The following is a 17776-nucleotide window of genomic DNA, read 5'->3' on the forward strand; positions in this document are numbered from 1 at the left end:
AGAACTACCCGAATCCGTTCAATCCGACGACAAAGATAGACTTCGACCTGCCTCTTGACAGCAGGGTAAACATAAAACTGTATGACATATCAGGAAGGGAAGTGAAGACGATTATGAACGAACAAAGAGCAGCGGGATATTACACTGTTCAGTTCAATTCAGCAGAACTTTCAAGCGGTGTTTATTTCTACAGGATTATGGCAAAGTCTTCGGGTGCTGATTTTATTATGACGAAGAAGATGATGCTAATTAAATAAAATTAATAATATTTCTTTACTTTTTACAAAGACTCTCACAAAGGCGAGAGTCTTTGTAATATATAAGAGTATGTATAAACAAAGAAAGAAATTATTTTATTAAAAAGAGCTTAAAGATTATTAACTTCAAAATACGCAGAAAGCAGATTTTCAGCAGAATATTTACTTCAAAGTTGGTAGAGTTCGTAAAGTTCGCAGAGATGCGCTATAATAGAAATTTAAAACGATAACCTTAATCAAGTTAACAAGAAGCCATGATACCAATTCTAAAGCCAGTTGTGAAATAAATGGAAAAATTGGGAAATAAAAGAATTCGATTAGACTTTTAGGCAGATGAGAACCAGTTACATCAATGTTTCTTGTAGGCATTATTCTTATTAGAATTATGGTACTTTCGAAACTGATTTTCGAGCGTCAGTTATGCTGATTTTATACTTTAGATTTGTTATTTTGATTGCAATATTAACTTCAATTTAATCTAATTATTACATGAAAAAATATTCTTTGAAAATTTCCATACTGTTTATGATTTTGACAATCTTAAACGGCAGCGTATATGCATGTACGAATTTTCTTGTTACAAAGGCGGCTTCAACAGATGGCTCGACTTTTATTACTTATACGGCTGATTCACACACTCTTTACGGTGAGCTTTATTTCTGGCCTGCGGCAGACCATCAGCCGGGTGCAATGCTTGATGTTTATGAATGGGACTCACACAGATACCTCGGACAGATTCCGCAGGTTCCGCATACTTACAATGTTGTGGGGAATATGAATGAGCATCAGCTTGCTATCGGGGAGACAACTTTCGGCGGAAGGCTTGAGCTTGCAGATTCAACGGCGAAGATGGATTACGGCTCCTTGATGTATCTTGCTCTTCAGCGCGCAAAAAATTCACGCGAGGCGATTAAGGTGATGACACAACTTGTTGAAGAATACGGGTACCGCAGTGAGGGTGAATCATTATCGATTTCTGACCCGAATGAAGTCTGGATTATGGAAATGATAGGCAAAGGTGTAGGCAATAAGGGGGCTGTTTGGGTTGCTCAGAGGATACCCGATGGTTATGTTTCGGGACACGCAAATCAGTCAAGGATTACGAATTTTCCCCTAAACGACACAATGAATTGCTACTATTCAAAGGATGTGATTTCATTCGCGAGGAGCAAGGGTTATTTTAAAGGAAATGATTCCGAATTTTCATTCTGCGATGCTTATGCACCGATTGATTTTGGTGCTGCGAGGTTTTGCGAGGCGAGGGTTTGGTCTTTGTTTAATAAGGTTTCTTCCGGAATGGGCAAGTATGTAGATTTTGCCAAAGGCGAAGACCTTAAGAATAAGATGCCACTCTGGGTTAAGCCCGATAAGAAGCTATCTGTTTATGATGTGATGAATGCAATGCGTGACCACTATCAGGGAACACCTCTTGATATGACGAAGGATTGGGGTGCAGGACCTTATTCATGTCCCGTACGCTGGAGACCGATGACATTCAAAGTTGAAGGAAAAGATTATTTTAATGAAAGAGCAATATCAACACAGCAAACAGGATTCTCGTTTGTAACACAATCACGTTCGAGCCTTCCGGACGCAATAGGCGGAATAATATGGTTCGGTGTAGATGATAACTATACAACAGTATATTCGCCATTCTACACAAGCATAAAAGAAGTACCGCCAAACTTTGCAGTCGGCAACGGCGATATGATGGTGTTTTCAGATTCATCGGCATTCTGGATTTTCAATCAGGTTTCAAATTTTGCTTACACAAGGTATAAAGATATGATACAGGACATCCAGCCTGTGCAGAGAGAGCTCGAGATGGGCTACATAAACAATACAGAAGCAGTTGACAGAGAAGCACTCGAGCTTTACAATCAGGACCCGCAGAAGGCAATTGACTATCTTACGGAGTATTCGCTTACAGCAGGAAAGACGACATTCAACCGCTGGAAGCAGTTGTATGGTTTTCTTTTCACAAAGTATATGGACGGCAATATTAAGTTTCCTGTTGAAGGGAGCAGAGTGCCGAAGGTTACACAACCCGGGTACAGCGAGGAATGGTATAAGAATCTGGTAAAAGAGACAGGTGAAAGGTACAAGGCAAAGGGCGACAGCGGGCATTAATAAACTGAACGAAAAAATTTTATGTCAAACAAAGAGCCGGTGAAAGCCGGCTTTTTGGTTATTAGAAATAGTTTTCAATTTCAAATTAGGTATTTCTTAACTATATTCACCAAATTATTTTGTATGTATAAATTATTAATATTATTATTCTTTGCTGTAGTTGTCACATCCTGCGGGAGCGAAAATACCGTGGCTCCGCCCGTTGTGACGAGTACGTATTCCAAGGTTCTAACAGTTGATTCAGCTAATACGAGAATCGAACTTTATAATGAAAATTCAAGCATTCTTCTTGTCGGTTATAATGAAATAGGGTTTAAGGTTTTTGTTGATAATATTGAAAAGAAAACAGGTTTCTTTAAGTATATGCCTGTAATGTTTCATACTTCGGGTCCTGGTCATTCAACTCCCGTGCAAAGCGATTTTTACTATGATAATACAAAGGGAATGTTCACGGGTTATGTCTGCTATTCTATGCTTTCAGATTCAACTTCTTTCTGGTTTGCGGATTATAATTACAACAATGAATTTAGTGTAAAGAGAAGGCAGTTTGACGTAGTACTTGGAACGGGAAATCAGATGAGAATCTGGTTTGATGCAGGAGCAAATATGCTTTATTATCTGACACTGATTTCACCTAAAGATCCTGTTGTAGGTCTTAATGATTTTAAAGTTATTCTTCATAAATCAGCAGACCAGGTAAACTATGATGAGGTCAGCAATGCACAAATGTACATAAAACCCTGGATGCCTGCTCATGGTCATGGTTCAAGCAGTAATGTTAACCCAGCTTTTTCATCATACGGCAGGTATGAGGGCAAGGTGAATTTCACTATGCCGGGTCAGTGGTTTGTGTATGATTCAATAGTTGTTAATAATCAGACGATTTCTTCTCCTTCTTTGTATTTAGTTTTTGATGCACGGTGAAAAGACTTTTCTTTATACTAATAATAATTATTTCATCTGAGTATTCTGTCTCTCAGGTCTGCTGCGGAGGGGGAGTGTATGATATTGCAGTTCTTTCATTGAACAAACGTGCGCTTTTTAACTTAGGTTACAAGTTTGATAATTATATGGGAGTTTGGGATGCCAACAACCAATGGAGGAAAGTATCGCAGACATACTATCAAATGACACCATCGCTTTCAGCGGCGTACAGGTTTAACAAGCATCTTCAGGCGGGGGTTCTTGTTCCTTATATTTTTAATGTAAATGAACTACCGGGTCTACCGACTAACGGAAGCGGAATAGGCGATGTAGTGCTTAGCGGCAGGTATGAAATATTTCACGAGTATGCATTGTATAAAGAGAAGGGAAAAATTAAAACGGATAAAATAACTCCATACTTTGCTGTTACATTTGGTATGACGTTTCCTTCGGGAAAATCTGATGAGAATGCAAACAGCGAGGTTGATATTACGGGAAAAGGTTTTTATACTTCTTCGCTCGGACTTTCGTTTATTAAAACAATCATGAAGGATAAGATACAGCTGGGTACGGACTTAAGCTGGCAGCATAGTTTTCCGAAGACTTATACGAAATACTACAATCAGGAAATTCAGCCGTATGAAAGGAGGCAGGGTGACAGGTTTAATTTCGTGCTTTCAGGAAATTACTTTATTAATTTTTACAATTCAATTTCGCTTGCCGTTTCGGGTTTCTTGCAGAATGGATATTCAATAAACGATGTTAAAGTTGAGAATACAAACGAAAGCGTTGTTAATTTTACGGCTTCTTATACTTATTATCCTAAAACTTACTTAAGAATTACACCTCTTTTCAAATGGAATATCCCGTCTAACGGATTTGGCTCTAATACAGCAGGATCGCTGCTTTTCGGTATCAACCTTGTGTATTATATTGAAAACCTTGATGATTTTTAAATTATCATTCGATAATATAAATGCATTTTTATTAATATCCCATCAATTTTTTAACACAAGTACCAGCACTGAACAATTGCTCTATTGCAAATTTGAATGAATCAAATCCTTTCGACAATTCGTACACAGGCATCATACCAACAGCAGAAACATCTGTTTTCTCGTCATAAAACATGAATGATATATATCCATGTGTAGCCCCGGTATGCCCGTAACCAAAATCGGGAAAGAATGTACATCCGAGTCCGTATTTAAAATTAGAGGCAGAAACATTTGTTCTCATAAGGTTTACAGATTCAGGAGTGAGTATATTCTTTCCTTTCATCAATGTACGGATATAAGTGTTCAGCATTCTCAACGTACCACAGCCGTTTCCTTCGGCGACTCCCGCACTCATATTCGCAATAGTTTCCGATATAGTGGTATCTGGATTGTATGTAATACTCGTTGCATAGGGAACAGGAGGGTATTGGTCAGATGCAAGATAGGGAAACTTAAATCCCAATGGAACCGGTGCAGAAGCACCAAACAGGTAATCATACATGTAATCGGAGAAAATTTTTGCAGAACCTGAACGAAAAGAATAAACACGTGCAATAATTTCACTTAGTATTGTATAACCTGTGTTGGAGTAATGATATCCTTCGCCTGGAGCGAAATAGTATAAATTATGAAGGGTTAATTGATTCACAAGTTCTGATGATGTAAACTGGTGGTTTGGGTCGAGAGACAGAATGTAATCAACGTAACCTGTACCATTGCAACTCGGGACGGAGTCATTTAAAATATCATATACTCCTGCGGCGTGCTGAAGCAGTTTTTCAATTGTAATACTATTTTTAAAAGGGATATTCCATGCGGGTATTTCGGGAACGTATGTAATATCACTGTTAGGAATGTATTTCGTAATAGTATCATAAATATTCAGCCATCCGTCTTCGTACATGTTCAATACCGCTGCAGCCACCATATTCTTGGTATTGCTTGCAAAGCGGAAATATGTATCAGGAGTAATTGCGAAACCGCCGGTAGGAACAGAGCTTACGAATATCTCATCTTCCGGAGTTGTAACCATTATGTTAATTGAAGGGATGTATTTCCCGGATATCTCCTGAAGCACATTTCTGACGCTATCCACAAGCCTCAGTGCCTCTTCTTTGTTGGCTTTTTTATCCTGCGCAGAGATATTAGAGAATAAATTAAATATATAGAATAGTAAAAAGAAAAGCGAAATGTTTACTGCATACTTTTTCATGTGATAATATTTAAAATATTATATTATGTTAAATTTATATAGACTTAATTATTATTACAAGTCATACATTTATGAATTGATGATACGCAGCTCTATACTATAGGGTATAATAAAGGAAAGTATTAATAATACTCTGCAAGATATGCTTTCAGTTTTTCGAAAGCTTTTGCCCTGTGAGATATACGGTTCTTTTCTTCTATATCAAGTTCGGCAAATGTCTTATGGTATCCATTAGGCAGGAATACTGCATCGTACCCGAAACCTTTTTCACCCTTTTCCTCAAGGGTTATTTTACCTTCGCATACTCCGTCTAATAACTCGTATTTATCCTTGGCGTAATAGTAGCAAACAACCGTTCGGAAATATGCGTTACGGCTCACCATAGGAACACCTTCAAGTTCTTTTAATAACTTTATTCTATTGTCAGCATAAGTAACATTTTCACCTGCATAACGTGATGAATAAACACCGGGTGCACCGTTCAAAGCATCAACGAATAATCCTGTGTCATCAGCTGAGCAGGGGATATTTACACGATTCCATATTTCTTCGGCTTTCTTGAGAGCATTGCCTTCGAGAGTATCTTCGTCTTCTTCAACATCTATATTAAGATTCAGGTCATTGAGAGTTTTAATCTCAATGTCTAAGTCTTTGAGGAGTTCTCTTATTTCCTTAACTTTATCTTTATTGTTTGTCGCAGCTAAAAGTTGTCTTTTGTTTATGCTCATAAATTCTGAAATTCCTCTTTGTATTGTAACTGATAAAGTTTGTAATAAAGACCTTTTTTGTTGAGAAGTTCCTGATGATTGCCCATTTCCTTTACTTCTCCTTTGTGCATAACGATTATTTTATCGCACGATTGTATGGTTGAAAGCCTGTGGGCTATTATAATCGATGTTCTGCCCTCGATAAGTTTTTTAATTGCATTTTGAATAAGTATTTCCGTTTCCGTATCAACGCTTGATGTCGCTTCATCAAGTACGAGTATCCTCGGATTGTAAGCAAGAGCACGAGCGAAAGATATTAACTGTCTTTGACCGACTGAAAAAGTAGTGCCGCGTTCATTAACTTTGTGGTTAAGCCCGTCGGGTAGTTCGTTAATAAATTTCCTGAGTCCTACGTTATCTATTGCATTGTTAATCTGCTCTTCTGTAATGTCCTTGTTCCCAAGGTCAATATTATACCTGATATCTCCTGAAAATAAGAATACATCCTGAAGGACTACTCCTGTATTCTTTCTTAATTCTTTTTGATTGATATCTTTAATATTAACTCCGTCAATTTTAATTTCACCTTTATTGACGTCATAAAACCTATTGATTAGATTTATTATGGTAGTTTTTCCTGCGCCTGTATGGCCTACAAATGCTACTTTTTCGCCCTCTTTGAAATCAAAGTTTATATTTTTAAGAACATAGTCTTCATCGTTGTAAGCAAACCATACATTCTTAAACTGTATGTTTCCTCTTATTTTATCAAGCGGCTTTGGCTCTACAGGATCAAGAACCGGATTAGATGTATCAAGCAGGTTGAATATTCTCTCGCTTGATGCCATTGCTGTCTGGAGTATATTGTACTTTTCCGCAAGGTCTCTTATAGGTCTAAAGAACATTTCTGTGTATTGAACAAAGGCGATTATTACTCCGACTGATACTGCATTCTGCAAAACCTGACCGCCTCCGTACCAGATTATTAAGCCCACAGCAGCGGCACCGAGAAATTCGACGACAGGAAAGAATAAAGCATAGTACATTATGCTTTTCTTGTTCTCCTCAGTATGTTCTCTGTTAATTTTTTCGAATTCATCCACGGTTCTCTTCTCTTTACCGAAAATCTGGACGACGCTAATGCCCGTGATATGTTCCTGAATGTATGTGTTTATATTCGCGATAAGTACTCTGATTTTCCTGTATGAATTTCTGACAGCCTTTCTAAATATCGACGTGGCGTAAACAAGAAAAGGAAGAACGGCTAATGTATAGAGTGTTAATTCAAAATCCAGTGAAAACATGAAATAAAGTATCCAAACAATTGTGAGTATGTCTCCGAATGCCGTTACAAGTCCCGAAGAAAAAACTTCGTACAATACTTCAACGTCATTCGTTACTCTTGTTACAAGCCGTCCGATAGGATTTTTGTCGTAGAACTTCAGGTTGAGGTTAATCGTGTGTTTGTATATTTTCTTCCTTAGGTCATAAATAATTTTTTGTCCTATCCAGCTTGTCAGATAAGCCATTGCATATTGTATAATTCCCTGCAATACAAGTGTACCGAAAAGAATAATTACTATTAATTGAAGACCGGGAAGATTCTTGTTTACTATCATGTCATCAACCGCTATAGGAGTAAGTCTTGGCCTTACTGCAGCAAGTGCTGAAATGAGTATTGTCAATGATACTGCAAGAACGATATACCATTTATAAGGTTTGAAGTAGGATAACAATCTCTTGAAAATGACAGAGTCAATCGGCTTTCCGAGTGCTTCTTCTTCTTTTTTTGCAGATATTTTCCTTACGCCCATTTCCTTTTACATTTCCTCAATTTCTTCTTCAAGCAGTTGCTTGACATGAATGTTGTAATAAATGCCCTTTTGCTCGAGTAGTTCGTCATGTGTTCCCTGCTCGGCAACTACTGATTTGTCCAGAACTAAAATTTTATCGAGATTTTTCAACGTAGAGATTCTGTGTGAAATAATTATTGTAGTACGGTTTTCCATGACTTCCTTAAGACCGTTAAGTATTTCTTCTTCTGTATGAGTATCAACTGCTGATAGTGAATCGTCGAGTATTAGTATTTTAGGGGTTTTGTAAATAGCCCTTGCTATTGATGTTCTTTGTTTCTGTCCGCCGGAAAGAGTAACTCCTCTCTCACCGACAACAGTTTTGAACTTGTTCGGGAATAAATTAACGTCTTTATACAACCCTGCAAACTGTGATGATTTTATTAAGTTTTCTTCGTCAATAGTATCAGATGAATAACCAATGTTGTTTTCTATAGTATCTGAAAATAAGAATGATTCCTGAGGAACTACGCCAATCGAATTTCTTAATAATTCAAGAGGAATTTCTTTAATGCTAAAACCGTTGATTTTAATCTCTCCTTCCGAGGTATCATAAACTCTCGGTATAAGATTAATAAGCGTAGTTTTTCCGCATCCGGTATGACCTATAATTCCGAGACTGCTGCCGTTCTTTATTTTTAAATTAATATTCTTTAAAATGTAGTTCTCAGTTCCATCATATTTAAAGCTTACATTTTTAAATTCTATATTGCCGTTAATATCTTCTTCTTCAATCTCATCGTTTGTGTTAGAATTATTCTTAATGTCTGGCTCGGTATTTCTAATCTTCATAAGTCTATCCATAGAGGGTGATGCTCGTTGAACAAGGTTAATAACCCACCCGAATGCTATCATTGGCCATGTCAATTGTCCGAGGTAAACCATAAACTCCGTTACATTTCCGAGCGTAAGTTTTCCGTTTATTACATCAATACCTCCGAAGTAAATAACAAGTATTATTGAGAGTCCTGTCAGGAGGAACATCATCGGGAATGAATATGACTGTATTCTTGCAAGAGAAAGACTCTTTGCCTGATAATCGGCGGATACTTTGTTGAAGTGCTCTATTTCCGAGTCCTCTCTTACGTATGACTTCATAACACGAATTCCGGAAAAGTTTTCCTGTACTTTAGTAGTTAAACCCGAAAAAGCTTCCTGTACTCTCTGCGAACGTCCGTAAACGGATTTCATTACTTTATACACTAAAATGGAAATCAGAGGCAGTGGAATTAATGCAATCAAGGACAGCTTTACTGCAATGCTGAACATAATTATTAATGTTACAACTGTACGAAGGAATGTTTGAATAGAATACATTATACCCGGTCCAAGAAAGTTTCTTATGTTGCTTATATCGTTCGTTGCATGCGCCATTAAGTCGCCGGTTGTGTTTTTGTCATAAAACGATTTAGGAAGATTCTGGAGGTGAGAAAAGAAATCCTTCCTTAGGTCATTCTCAATTTCCCTCGATGCTACAATAATTGTTCTTCTTGTAAGGAATAAAAATACACCGCCAAGCAGAATTAAACCAACGCTTAATAAAGCATAATGCAGATATGATACTTCTGTAGTTCCTCTTGAGATCTCATCGATTGCATTCCCTATTACTAACGGGTACATGCTTTGAAGAAATATACTTATCGAAACAAAGATTGTTCCGAGAAATAGTTTTACCTTTTGTGATTTTAAGTATGGTATTAAGGGATAAAGCGATTTCATCAAGGAATAACGTAATTTATCATCAAATATTAATACTTCTCATTAATTAAATTGAAAATTGTGTTAAATGTCGATATATTTAACAAAACTTTCGATTATATAGTTTTGAAAAGGCTCATATCAATATTGCTTGCTTTGACTTTAATATTTAATTCCGCAGGGTATATATTGGTATTCTTTCAATTGAAAAAGTATTTTAAGAAAGAAGCATTTTCTAAACTGGAAAACTATATCGATCCTAACGACCTAACAACCATCGTCATTTCGAAGTATCATTATGAAAATGAAGACGAAAACTTCTTCTTTGTTGAGCCGCGTGAAATAAAATATTACGGTAAGATGTACGATATTGCCCGAACGGAATTCACAGAAGATTCAGTGATTTTCCATGCTTTAAGTGATGAAAATGAAGATAACCTGCATGAACTTTTCGCTTTCTTCTTTACAAGAAATTTAAATGACAAATATTCACATACTGCCTCTGTTATTAATAAAATAATAAAGGATGCCGGATTACCGGCTGTAATAACATTAAATGCATTCTGGAGAGAGAATGTATTTTTCATTTTTGTTTTTTTACTTGATTTATCTGGATTTACAAATTTACCTGATCCCCCTCCAAAGAATCTCTTGTAGTTTTATTTAAATCATTTTTTAAATTAAAATTGAATTATATGAGAAAAATTTTATTGTTTTCTGTTTTTCTCTTTGTATTATGCTTCTTTGGTGATTTGTATTCACAGATTGATACAAGTTTCTACGAAACAGAAGAAGTTGTTATTACAGGGACGAGAACGGAAAAGAAAATTATTGATATTCCGTATTCAGTTAACAGGATTGCTTCGACTGAATGGCAAGTGACCAGAAAACAGGGTGTTAATGAAGTTCTCAACCTTGTGCCTGGTGTTTTCTTTCAGTCAAGGTACGGAAATCATGACGTAAGAATCTCTATCCGTGGTTTCGGCAGCCGCTCAAACTCAGGCATCAGAGGTGTAAGAATCCTGCTTGACGGAATTCCCGAATCTGAACCCGACGGTCAGACAAGAATTGAAGCTATTGATTTTACTTCAATCGGAAATATTGAAGTTGTTAAAGGAAACTCCTCTTCGCTGTACACTAACGCTCCCGGAGGTGTAATAAACTTCCTTTCCGATGTTAATTTCACAAAAAGCTTTGTCGTTATGGATAATGATTTTGGTGATTTCGGTTTAAGAAAGAATGCATTGAAAGTAGGCATAAATACAGGTAATTCAAGGTTCATGCTTACTTCAAGTTACGAAAATTATGACGGTTACAGAGAGCACAGTAATGAATACCAGACTCGCATTAACTCAACTTACATTGCAGAAATTAGTCCTCGTACTACATTAAAAATCTTCGGCTACTATGTAAATGGGTTGATCAAACTACCGGGTTCTTTGACTCTTCAGGATTATAACACAAATCCTTTTCAAGCGGATACTGTTGCTTTAGCTTACAATCTCATGAGATACACAAGAAAAGGTAGACTTGGTGTTACTTTCAATACTAAGTTTGGTAAAAATGAAAGTAATGTCTTAGAATTTACAGGCTATGGTACAATAAAAGAACTTACAAGAACTGACAGACGTTTTAGAATCTTTAACAGGAACGGACTCGGTGCTACTGCAAAGTACATTAATTACTCTAAGATAGGTGACAGAAATAATGAGTTTACAGTTGGTATTGACTTCTTCTGGCAGGGGGGGCCGATGAATTACTTTAATAATGTTAATGGTAACAAAGGTGATATTGTCACGGCTGTCGGAAATGAAAAACTCGGGAATATGGGTATCTACTTCCTCGACCAGTTTTCAATTATACCCTACAGACTTGATTTTATGTTCACTGGGCGGTATGATAGAGTAAGTTATACATCTGAAGACTGGCAGCAGGGAAACACCGATACATCAAGGGTTTTTGCCAGATTTACACCCAAAATCGCTTTGAATTACAAAATTACTTCAAAGATTGCTGCTTATACGTCATTCGGTTTAGGATTTGATACCCCTGCTAACAATGAAATGTCTAACTATCCGACTTCATCCAACCAGGGCTTTACAACTCTAAACCCTGATATTGAACCGCAAAATTCTGTGAACTTTGAAATTGGTATAAAAGGAAGTTCTAAAGGTATTGAAGGGAAGTATTTCACAAATACTTTTGCTGAGGTCACTTTCTTTCATTCATTAATCGAAAAAGAAATTATTCCTTTTGTTATTGATGAAGATTATTTTTACAGAAATGCAGGAAAAACAAGGAGAATAGGCGTGGAGGCTGGTTTTAACACGGAAATCGTTAAAGGTCTTACTCTTAAAGCCGCCTATACTTTTTCAAAATTCGAATACATTGATTACGAAGCTTTGATAATTAAAACGGCCCCTGTTTTTTCGCAATATACTGAAAACTATTCTAACAACGTAGTACCTTCAGTACCGGAACAACTATTCAGTACAGAACTCGGGTATTCACATTCGTTTAATAAATATATCAATGCATTTATAAAAGGTAATTTGAGATATACAGGCTCTATGTTCGTTAATGATAAGAATGTTGACAGCCTCAAGACTACGGATTATCTATTGTTAGGAGGACAGCTTGGTCTGTCCTTTAATTACAATAACTTTAACATTACTGCTTATGCGGGTGTCGATAATATTACTGACAAGAAATATGTTTCCTTTATCAACATAAATGATATGAGCGGTAAATTTTACGAACCGGGTCCTCTAAGGAATTTCTTCGGTGGAGTAAAACTAGGTTACATTTTTAATTAAAATTAAACATACACAAGGGAATCTTAATATGGTTCCCTTGTTTTATATCGTAAAGGATAATCACACATGCTGAACAATAAAAATATTCTGACAGCTTTATCTATCATTTTTATATTTTCCGGTTCTGTTTTTGGACAGTTCAATATTTATAAATTATTTCCTTCTAATTTCAATCAGATAGAGCCCTTAATCGTAAGACATCCTTCTAATCCTCAAATTCTTCTCGCAAGTTCTTTTACTATTAATTCTAATGCTTCTATCAGAAATGAAGGTGTTTACGTTTCAACTAATGCCGGTGTTTCTTGGTTCGGAAGTGATATTGTAAACGATGGCTTTTCTCAATTTCACAACGGCGACCCGGGTCCTGTGATTGATAAAGATGGTGTTTTTATTCTTATGCACTGGCAGACATTTACTGGACAAACAAACAGAATTTATTCCAATTCATCGACAAATTTAGGGGCTAACTGGTCAGCTCCATACGCTTGTTTTTCACCGAACGATAACCAGGATAAAAGTGATATAACAACCGACGACTATCCCTCGAGTCCTTACTATGGAAGAACTTACGTGTCGTCTGCAATTCTTTTATCACCAGTTTATATAGCATCAAATTACACTACAAATAACGGCGCTACTTGGAATAGTCCATTCGTTAGAGTAAATCAATCTTACCCCGGAAGAAATGCTTTTGGACCATCTATTGTTGTTGGACCGCAGGGACAAGTATACATTACATGGGCAGGCAGACAGAATGTTAGCCCATTTAATGAAAAGAATATTGGATTTGCTGTCTCAACAAATGGCGGAGATAGCTGGTCAGTTAATGAGAGTATTTATGAATGTAATGGTATTAATACATCTTCGCTTTCGCCATGGGGAATTAGAGTAAATAGTTATCCGTCACTTGATATTGATAGATCAAGCGGACCTCGTAACGGCTGGCTTTTTAATATTACTTGTGAAAAAAATTTTGCTCCTGCAGGTTCCGATGCAGATGTTGTTATGAGGTGTTCGTCCGATGGAGGGGCTACCTGGTCTGCCGGTATCAGAGTCAATCAGGATCCTATCAACAACGGCAAAGTACAACTGTTTCCGGCTTTAACGATTGATGATGATGGCGGTTTAAACGTTGTGTACTACGATACAAGAAATACTCCTACTGGAGATTCTCTTCAGGTTTATATATCTCGTTCACAGGATGGAGGTAATACATGGAAAGATTATCTTGTGACTGAACAAAAATATTACCCCGGACCTGTCTTCGGCGGGGGAGTGGGTAATCAGGGTGATAACATCGGTATTGTTGCTTCAGCAGGTAAACTTTTTCCCGTCTGGATGGCTAAATATCCGGGTGAAAGTACTTATCAAATCTGGTGTGCTAATATTGACTTATCAACTATTGGAGTAAATCAAATCAGTTCTGAAATTCCAAATGGTTATGATCTTTCTCAGAACTATCCGAATCCTTTTAATCCTCAAACAAAAATTAAATATAGTATTCCAAAAAATTCTAATGTATTAATTAAGCTGTATAATATTCAAGGAAAAGAATTGACAACTCTTGCAGATGGTATGCACATAGCGGGTACCTATGAAATTAATTTTAACATAAACAATTTCGGAACGGTTTTGTCAAGCGGTATATATTTCTATAAACTTATTGCTGATGATGTATTAATCAGCCGTAAAATGCTCATAACAAAATAATTGCTTTCTCATCTCCAGCCGAAGTATCTACTTCGGTTGGAGTCTGAAACCGAATCTATTTTTAGTTTATCATTTAATACTATTTGACTATCAGCATTTTCTTAGTCTGAGATACAAATTCATTGCTCTTTCCTGTCAAATCCCTTATAGTAATTCTGTAGAAATAAACACCGGAAGGAAGATTGCTGCTGTTAAATTTTATGTTATATTTCCCTTGGTTTTGCTGTCCATTCTGCAATGTTCGTATTTCTTTTCCTGAAATATCGAAAACTTTTAATACTACATAACTGCTGTTATTAATTTCATAGGATATCGTAGTATACGGATTAAAAGGATTCGGAAAATTTTGCTTCAATTCAAAACTTTTAGGTTTCAGCTTTGCTTCATTACCAACTCCTACGGTAGTAGCATTAAAACGTAGCATCTTGCCGTATTCTCCAAAAGCGTATCCGTGCTTCGTTCCGGGAAATACAATGTCATTAATAACCGCAGAGTCTGGAGTATTTATCTGAGTAAAAGATCTACCGCCGTCCTGTGTAAATACAAAAGTCTGTGTATATCCAAGCGAACCCCAGCCGTCTGTTAAGGTTCTGAATGACATAACAGTCGGCAGTCCGAATAATTCAAGTGATTCATAAACCCAGTTTTCACCTGCATTAGTAGTTTTAATTACACTAGCACCGTATTCAAAATCACCCCCGAAACCGAGTGCATTTAGTGAATCAAAAAACATCATGTCTATATTCGGTTCGGGCGATACAATATAAGGTGTCCATCGTTGTCCTCGGTTTGATGTCCTCCAGATTACTCCTGCAATATCCATCACCCCTCCAACGGCATATCCATAGTCTTTGGAATAAAATGAAAAATTCAGGACTGGAAAATTCATTACGACGAGAGAATCGATTTCAACATCGAGCCAGGTTTGTCCGCCGTCAGTAGTTCTTAATATGTTCTTGAAATTGCCTCCCAGAAATCCGTATAGTGAATCCTGAAAATAAACCTTCTTTAAAAACACATTTTCTATCGGAAAGAATGATGTGTCCCAGTCAACGCCGCCGTTGGTTGTTTTCAAAATGTATGAGCCGTACGGGGGCTGTGGATTAAATATATTCCATCCAAGTGCCCATCCAAGCCTGCTGTTTAAAAAGAATACATCATGAATAAATGTCTTTGTTCTTGTATTCTGTGTTGTCCAGTTCTGCCCGCCGTTCGATGTCTTCATTATTAAACCCGAATCACCGCAAACCCATCCTGTAACACTGTCAATAAAGGATGCTTTCTTTAAATTGATATTTGTCGGACTGTATGCGCTCAGCCAAAAATCCTGTGCCGTTAACGATACTGTGGTAACCGTGATTATGAATAATATTAGTAATCGTTTTAAATACATTTAATTATTCCTATGCTAAATTATTTCTTTTCCTTATAAACCATTCTATAGATAATAATATTAAAATAAATATTAAATACCAAATCGAATTTCTAAATAGAGATTTGTATGGAAACGTTTCTGTGTTTCCATCCTTTGAAATGAAAAGACTCTCGGTCCCAGCCTCATTCTTTCCCGAAAGATTAACACCTCCGGTCATATTTGCAATTTCCTTCAATATTTTATCCGTTGCTCTTGTCTCCTTGTATTCTTTAAACGGTTCATCTACAGAAAATTTTGTTGTAGTGCTGTATTTTATACCATCATTTTCATACAGGTCTGCTTCAACTGTGTAGTCACCCTTTTCAAAATACTTCATGTCACCTTGAAATATATTCTCTCCGGTTTGAGAAAGTTCAAGCTTAAAATATTTACTCCGATTACTTATATTTAATTTAACATTATATTTATTTGCTGCATCAATTTCTTTAATTACTGACGTGAAGTAAACAGGCTCGCTTATCGCGTAGCAGTCCTTGTTCGTTTTCACCGTAAATTTGTCTTTTGAATTCTCGTCCGTACAAAGAGTTATGAACCCTGAAATCACATTCTGCATATATTCATGGCTTCCTCCCGGTTTTAAATTCCATTCATAAAAACCGTATCCTAAAAATGCAGCAGTCTTTATTTCTGATGAGTTGTCAACTACTATTGCCGGTTCGCTGTTCTGAAGTCCCAAGAGTGTCGAATTGGGTCTTCCAGTAAATACTCCCTGATAGAAAAATGCCGGTGGAAGTGCTTTCAGCCTTCTCAAACTTTCGGTATCATCGTATAGTTTATTCGGCGTGAAAAATACGTTGCTTTTTATTTCCCTTTTTCCTGTTTCATTGATTGCAAAAGGAAGTATGTCCTTTAATTCGCTTATTTTATCAAAAGATAAATCAGATGAATTAAAAAAGAATACAGCGTTTCTTGATTTCATAATTCTGCTAACAACTAAATCTGATGATTCTTTGCTTGTAAAATTATTGGGAAAACCGATCAAAGTGATTATATCATAATCGCTGAACTTTGGTAACACTCCCTCGTAATACTCAGATGCATTCTTTTGTACACGAGTATCATACTTTATGTTTTCTGACCTGTTAAGTGTCTGCTTTAATGAAGATAGATCATAACTCGGTGCTCCTGCTAAAACAAGCATACTTACCTTGTTATCCGAATAATTAATGTAAAAAATTTCACTGTTGTTTATTTCAGTTAATTCTCCGGTTTCAGGTTCAATCTCCATTCTGTATTTCTTTATACCTGCAATCGGCGATATTACATCAAACACAGTCTCATAGTCATACTTTGAACTGCTGACTAAAATTGAATTTGTTCTGATTTTAATATCATTCTCGAAAAGATTAATCTTGACTTCTTTATCAGTGTTGAAAGATTTAATTTCCGCAAATACTTTTGCCGTGCTGATGATAAACTGTCTCTTGTTGTACATTACACGATTAAGCACCAAATCCTTCCTTTGTGAGGTATCTCCTATAAGCTTGTAATGAATAGGTGCTTTTAAATTCCGCGCAGCTATTAACAAATTATTCCCTTCGTTAACTAATCCGTCTGACACAATACTTATCGAGTTTATCTTCTCGAAATTAAGGTCTTTTATATCGTCAAACGAAGAAGCAAGATTTGTTGAATATCTGTTGTAGACATTTGAATCTTTTGTTAATTCCTTTTCTTCCTGTATTATCCTGCTTCCGAAAGTGTAAAGCTTAAAATCCTCGCCTCCTTTGGTAATATCAAGCACAGAATTCAAAATAGCAGTATCATTGCTCACGATTTCGGAACTGAAACTTTTATCAATCAGTATAATATTCTTGGCTTCTTCAGATACATTTTTAAAATGTTCGATGAATGGATTTAGAAGCAATGAGAGTATTAAAAAAAGCGATATTGCTCTTAATGTTATCAGTATCGCTTTTGTAAACTTAGGAAGTTCGTTTTTATTATATAAGAAAAGACTTAAACCAATCGATATCGCCGCAAAAAGTATGAACGATAAATATTCTAATATACTTCCCGAGAAAATATTCATCGT

The 17776-nt window shown here is 36.4% G+C and carries 13 protein-coding genes; 7 read left to right on the forward strand and 6 right to left on the reverse strand.

What is annotated here, in order from left to right:
* The 4 genes from WC644_12555 to WC644_12570 all read left to right on the forward strand — a co-directional run.
* Positions 1–257, forward strand: a 257-nt coding sequence (locus tag WC644_12555) for a T9SS type A sorting domain-containing protein (GenBank protein ID MFA5012766.1), incomplete at its 5' end; no start/stop codon positions are given.
* Positions 258–782: 525 nt separating this feature from the next.
* Positions 783–2387: a C69 family dipeptidase gene (locus WC644_12560; protein ID MFA5012767.1), complete on the forward strand. Its 1605-nt coding sequence runs from the start codon at positions 783–785 to the stop codon at positions 2385–2387.
* Between the two features lie 123 nt (positions 2388–2510).
* The gene (locus tag WC644_12565; protein ID MFA5012768.1) at positions 2511–3311 is read left to right on the forward strand and encodes a FixH family protein; all 801 of its coding nucleotides are present in this window, start codon (positions 2511–2513) and stop codon (positions 3309–3311) included.
* Complete coding sequence (locus tag WC644_12570) at positions 3308–4267, forward strand: hypothetical protein (GenBank protein MFA5012769.1); 960 nt, start codon at positions 3308–3310, stop codon at positions 4265–4267. Before WC644_12565 ends, WC644_12570 begins: the two co-directional genes overlap by 4 nt.
* 31 nt (positions 4268–4298) lie before the next feature.
* Here the strand turns inward: WC644_12570 and WC644_12575 are convergent, their stop codons facing one another.
* The 4 genes from WC644_12575 to WC644_12590 all read right to left on the reverse strand — a co-directional run bounded on the left by WC644_12575 (position 4299) and on the right by WC644_12590 (position 9801).
* Positions 4299–5522 (reverse strand): serine hydrolase domain-containing protein, encoded by a 1224-nt coding sequence (locus tag WC644_12575; GenBank protein ID MFA5012770.1) that lies wholly within the window; start codon positions 5520–5522, stop codon positions 4299–4301.
* Positions 5523–5644: 122 nt separating this feature from the next.
* Positions 5645–6250: an RdgB/HAM1 family non-canonical purine NTP pyrophosphatase gene (gene rdgB, locus WC644_12580; GenBank protein ID MFA5012771.1), complete on the reverse strand. Its 606-nt coding sequence runs from the start codon at positions 6248–6250 to the stop codon at positions 5645–5647.
* Positions 6247–8043, reverse strand: a complete 1797-nt coding sequence (locus WC644_12585) for an ABC transporter ATP-binding protein (protein ID MFA5012772.1) — start codon at positions 8041–8043, stop codon at positions 6247–6249. The genes rdgB and WC644_12585 overlap by 4 nt, the downstream gene beginning before the upstream one ends.
* 6 nt (positions 8044–8049) lie before the next feature.
* On the reverse strand, positions 8050–9801 hold the full coding sequence (locus WC644_12590; GenBank protein ID MFA5012773.1) for an ABC transporter ATP-binding protein: 1752 nt from the start codon (positions 9799–9801) through the stop codon (positions 8050–8052).
* 183 nt (positions 9802–9984) lie between these two features.
* On the opposite strand from WC644_12590, the gene WC644_12595 reads away from it, so the two are divergent.
* The 3 genes from WC644_12595 (at position 9985) to WC644_12605 (ending at position 14306) form a co-directional block, all read left to right on the forward strand.
* A complete protein-coding gene (locus WC644_12595; protein ID MFA5012774.1) occupies positions 9985–10437 on the forward strand; it encodes a hypothetical protein in 453 nt (150 codons plus the stop codon).
* A gap of 38 nt (positions 10438–10475) precedes the next feature.
* Positions 10476–12596 (forward strand): TonB-dependent receptor, encoded by a 2121-nt coding sequence (locus WC644_12600; protein MFA5012775.1) that lies wholly within the window; start codon positions 10476–10478, stop codon positions 12594–12596.
* Between the two features lie 66 nt (positions 12597–12662).
* Positions 12663–14306, forward strand: a complete 1644-nt coding sequence (locus tag WC644_12605) for an exo-alpha-sialidase (GenBank protein ID MFA5012776.1) — start codon at positions 12663–12665, stop codon at positions 14304–14306.
* 79 nt (positions 14307–14385) lie between these two features.
* Here WC644_12605 and WC644_12610 read toward each other — a convergent pair whose 3' ends face one another.
* Positions 14386–15699, reverse strand: coding sequence for a YCF48-related protein (locus WC644_12610; GenBank protein ID MFA5012777.1), 1314 nt, complete (start codon positions 15697–15699; stop codon positions 14386–14388).
* Positions 15700–15709: 10 nt separating this feature from the next.
* Positions 15710–17773 carry a hypothetical protein gene (locus tag WC644_12615; GenBank protein MFA5012778.1) on the reverse strand — a complete coding sequence of 688 codons (2064 nt, stop codon included), beginning with the start codon at positions 17771–17773 and terminating at the stop codon, positions 15710–15712.
* Between the last annotated feature and the right edge of the window lie 3 nt (positions 17774–17776).

The organism is Ignavibacteria bacterium, from assembly GCA_041649015.1.
Lineage (GTDB): Bacteria > Bacteroidota > Ignavibacteria > Tepidaquicellales > Tepidaquicellaceae > CAIKZJ01.